Raw genomic sequence first — 3,605 nt, 5'->3', positions numbered from 1 at the left:
ACCTCCAGGAGGGCACGCCGGACCCGGGGGTCGCGCAGCACCGCCTGGTCCAGCTGGGTGGAGAAGTTGCGGCAGGGGATGAACCACCGGTGCCCGCGGGTGCGACCTGCCTCCTCGTACAGCGCGGTCGTGGCGTCGTCCAGCCCCCCGAGCCCGGCGGGGTCGTCCCCCTCCAGACCCGTGCGCTCGAGCTGGCGGGAGATGCGGACCTCCACGTCGGCCTGTGCGGAGGCGAGACGCTGGTCGATGTCGCGCAGGCGCTGCTGGTCCTCCTCCGCCAGTGCGACACCGAGGCGCTCGAACTCGCGCAGACGGCGGTGGACGACCCACGCGGTCTCGGGGTCCAGGTCGGTGCGGGCGCCGAGGACACGGAAGCGCTCGTACAGGCGCGCGTCGAGTGTGAAGGCGCTCGCGTGGGCCGCGAGCAGCGGGGAGAAGGTCTCCAGGAGCGAGTCGTACTCCTCGCCCCCGATGCTGGAGGCGAGTGTCCACAGCACCCCGGTGGCCCGGTCCAGCAGCGCACCGGACCGGTCCAGGGCGACGAGCGTGTTGTCGACCGTCGGCCCGTCGGGGTCGGTGGCGACGGCCTCCCACTCCTGACGCTGTGCGGCCATGCCCTCCCGCACCGCGGCGTCGAGGTCGGCGGGGGTGATGGCCGCGTAGTCGGGCAGGCCGAAGGGCAGCGTGGAGGGGCGGGCGAGGGGGTTGGACGGGTCGAGCATGGTGTCCTCCGGATGGGTCACGGGCATGGGAACTGACGAGGGCGACGCCCCCGGTCGTCACCTCCCCGCCCGGGCGGCAGAAGGAGGGCACACGGGGGGCGGTCCGCCTCAGGACGCGCGGGCGCGTCCGTCGGTGTCCGCGGGCGCCGGACGCACCTCGCCGGTGGGGGCTCCGGGTGTCTCCTCCGGGAGACCGAGGGCACGACGCACGTTCGGACGGAAGAAGTCCGGACCCTTGAGCACCTTGCCGTCGGAGCGCAGCAGGACGGAGCCGTCCGGCATGAGCTTGGAGAGGTTGGAGGCCTGCACCTCGGCGAGGACCGCGTCCAGGTCGATGCCGGACTCGATCGCCATGCCGTAGATCACGTAGACGAGGTCCGCCAGGGCGTCGGCGGTCTCCACGATGTCGCGGGTGGAGTCGTCGGCTGCGAGGGCCCGGGTCACGCCGGCCTCGACCTCGGCCCGGGCCGCCGGCCCGTAGACGGCGCCGATGAGCTCGGAGAACTCCTCCGCGACCAGGCTGATGCGCATGCCCAGACGCCCGTAGTCGAGGGTGGGGGCGGCACCCTCCGCGAGGCGGTCCGGCATGGAGTAGGTGCGGTGGAACTGGGCCACCAGCTCCTGCGGGCGCGAGGGGTCCAGGGCGGGGCCCATGTCCGCGCCGTGCGCGCCGGGTCCGTCCCAGGGGGCGACGGGGTGCATGAGGTCGCCCCGGACGATCGACGCGGTCCAGTGGTCGTGGACGGTCCCGTCCGGGTCGGTGAGGGCTCGACGCACGCCCTCACGACGGAACCCGTTGCGCCACACGGGCTTCCAGGACGCCCAATTGCCGACGAAGGCACCCCACTGGACGCGCGTGGCGCCCAGCTGCTCGAAGGCGGCGCCGGTGGCGAGACGGACGGCCTCGGTCATGTACCCGTGTCCGCGGTGGTCCGCACCCATCCAGTACCCGAGCTCCCAGGTGTCCGTGCCGACGGGGAGGAGCGTGAGCGCCCCGAGGAACGCGTCGTCGTGGGTCCGGCGGATCGCCCAGTGCGCGGACCCGTCGGCCCACCGGGCGGCGGCCCCCGCCGTCCACTCCTCGGCGTCGGCCACGGAGTAGGGCGAGGGCACGGTGGTCCATCGGGGGATCTCCGGGTCCTGGACGGCGCGGTGCACGTCGGCGGCGTCCGCGGGGTCCAGGGGGACGAGGCGGATCGTGTCACCCGGGACGGTGAAGGGGGTCGTGGCCATCAGTGGGCCTCCCGGGTGCCGTCCGTGTGCCCCTGCTCCCAGGCGGTGGCCAGGGCGTTGGACAGTGCGGTCACGGGCTGGGCGCCCTGGACGACGAACCTGCGGTCGATGAGCAGCGTCGGGACGGACTCGATGCCCATCTGCACGGCGATCTGGTAGTCCGAGAAGACCTCGGAGGCCCGTTGCTCGTCCGCCAGTGCGGCGACGACGTCCTCCGCGGCCATGCCGACGTCCTGGGCGCAGCCGATGAGGACGTCCGCGTCCGCCACGTCCAGGCCCATCTCGAAGTGTGCCCGGTCGATCGCCTCCAGCAGACGCAGCTGGAGGGTGTCGGGCCCGGTCTCCGTGGCCGCTGCGAGGTCGTACTCCCGGGCGGCGGCGACCACACGGTGCGCGTTCGAGGTCGGCGTGACGACCAGGTGGTCGAAGTCGAAGGACAGTCCCTCCGCGGTCCCCAACGACCCGAGGCGGCCGTGGGCCTGCGCCACCTGCTCCTCGGTGAGGCCCTTGTGGTCCATCAGGTACTCGGCCTCGGAGAGGTCGGAACGCTCGGAGAGCTCGGGGTCGAGGAAGTACGCGTGCGCGACCACCTCGACCTCCCCGGCGTGCTCAAAGCCGGCCAGTGCGGACCGCAGGTGACGGATCCCGAGGTAGCACCACGGGCAGGCAACGTCGGTCCAGACGTCGATGTGCATCTCACTCCCAATGATCGGATGCCCCAACCATAGTGGTGCTCCCCGCGTCGTCTGCCGGGGCTCCCCGCTGTGCGGGACACTCCCTCCCGGGGTGTGCCCGGGGGGGGGGTGCGTCCGTGCCTGATTTGGTGGTGCGCGGGTGCCCCGTGTTAGAGTCTTCCCGCTCCCGACGAGTCCTTCGGACATGTCGTGGTCACCTGCGCGGGTGGCGGAATAGGCAGACGCGCTAGCTTGAGGTGCTAGTCCTCCTTATACGAGGGTGGGGGTTCAAGTCCCCCTCCGCGCACAGAGTTGTTGCAGGTCCGGGGCGGTCCCACGCCCCTCCCGAGCCGGGCGTCGTGAACGGCGTCCGACCGGGGGGGCGGGGCCGCCCCGCCGCCGTGTGGCCCACCGTCGTCGGGTACACGGGCGTCCGGCCCGCCGAGGTCCGGTCACACCCCGGGTGAGGTCCACCTCACAGGATTGGCACACGTCGGCGGTACCGAAATGCACTGCGCCGGCGCCACGACCATCCCTGTCGCATGCCCTCCGACCTGCGCATCCCTCCGGTCCCCTGACAGGTGGTGCCACCCCGGCCATGGTGGAGGGGACAGCACGGCACGGACCGAACCGGAGGTACCACGATGTCCAGCACACTCGAACTGCCCCACGTCCTCGACTGCACCGTCTCGGCGTGTTCCTACAACCACACGAACTCCTGCTCGGCCGCGGCCGTGACGATCGGGTCCACCCCGGACGCCACCTGCCAGACCTTCATCCCCCTGGGGGTGAAGGGAGGGCTGGACCGCGTGACGAGCTTCGTCGGGGCCTGCTCGAAGGCCGACTGCACGCACAACTCCAGCCTCGAGTGCACGGCGCCCTCCGTGCGCATCGGCGCCGACACCGCCGACTGCCTGACCTATACGGCGCGCTGATCCGCCGGCCTCGTCCACCTCGGGTGTCCACGGACCTCCGT

3 protein-coding genes, 1 tRNA gene and 1 pseudogene are annotated in these 3,605 nt (G+C 72.3%); 2 read left to right on the top strand and 3 right to left on the bottom strand.

All coding sequences use genetic code 11. The annotated features are described in order from the left end of the window. The 3 genes and pseudogenes from TA90_RS05600 to TA90_RS05590 all read right to left on the bottom strand — a co-directional run. Positions 1–722 (bottom strand): annotated as a pseudogene (locus tag TA90_RS05600) (hypothetical protein); the annotation flags it as partial. Positions 723–830: 108 nt separating this feature from the next. Beyond that, positions 831–1,955: a GNAT family N-acetyltransferase gene (locus TA90_RS05595; RefSeq protein ID WP_074015316.1), complete on the bottom strand. Its 1,125-nt coding sequence runs from the start codon at positions 1,953–1,955 to the stop codon at positions 831–833. Beyond that, on the bottom strand, positions 1,955–2,650 hold the full coding sequence (locus TA90_RS05590; protein WP_043535029.1) for a DsbA family oxidoreductase: 696 nt from the start codon (positions 2,648–2,650) through the stop codon (positions 1,955–1,957). The genes TA90_RS05595 and TA90_RS05590 overlap by 1 nt, the downstream gene beginning before the upstream one ends. Before the next feature lie 199 nt (positions 2,651–2,849). Here TA90_RS05590 and TA90_RS05585 point away from each other — a divergent pair. Both TA90_RS05585 and TA90_RS05580 read left to right on the top strand, forming a co-directional pair. Continuing rightward, positions 2,850–2,936: transfer RNA gene (locus TA90_RS05585), tRNA-Leu, on the top strand. 337 nt (positions 2,937–3,273) lie between these two features. Continuing rightward, on the top strand, positions 3,274–3,564 hold the full coding sequence (locus TA90_RS05580) for a DUF1540 domain-containing protein (RefSeq protein ID WP_043535028.1): 291 nt from the start codon (positions 3,274–3,276) through the stop codon (positions 3,562–3,564). Positions 3,565–3,605: the final 41 nt, after the last annotated feature.

It is taken from the genome of Actinomyces polynesiensis (assembly GCF_000820725.1).
In the GTDB taxonomy this organism is placed as follows: Bacteria; Actinomycetota; Actinomycetes; order Actinomycetales; family Actinomycetaceae; genus Pauljensenia; species Pauljensenia polynesiensis.
Note: the sequence above shows the minus strand (reverse complement) of the source record. Positions and strands in the feature narration are given on the sequence as shown.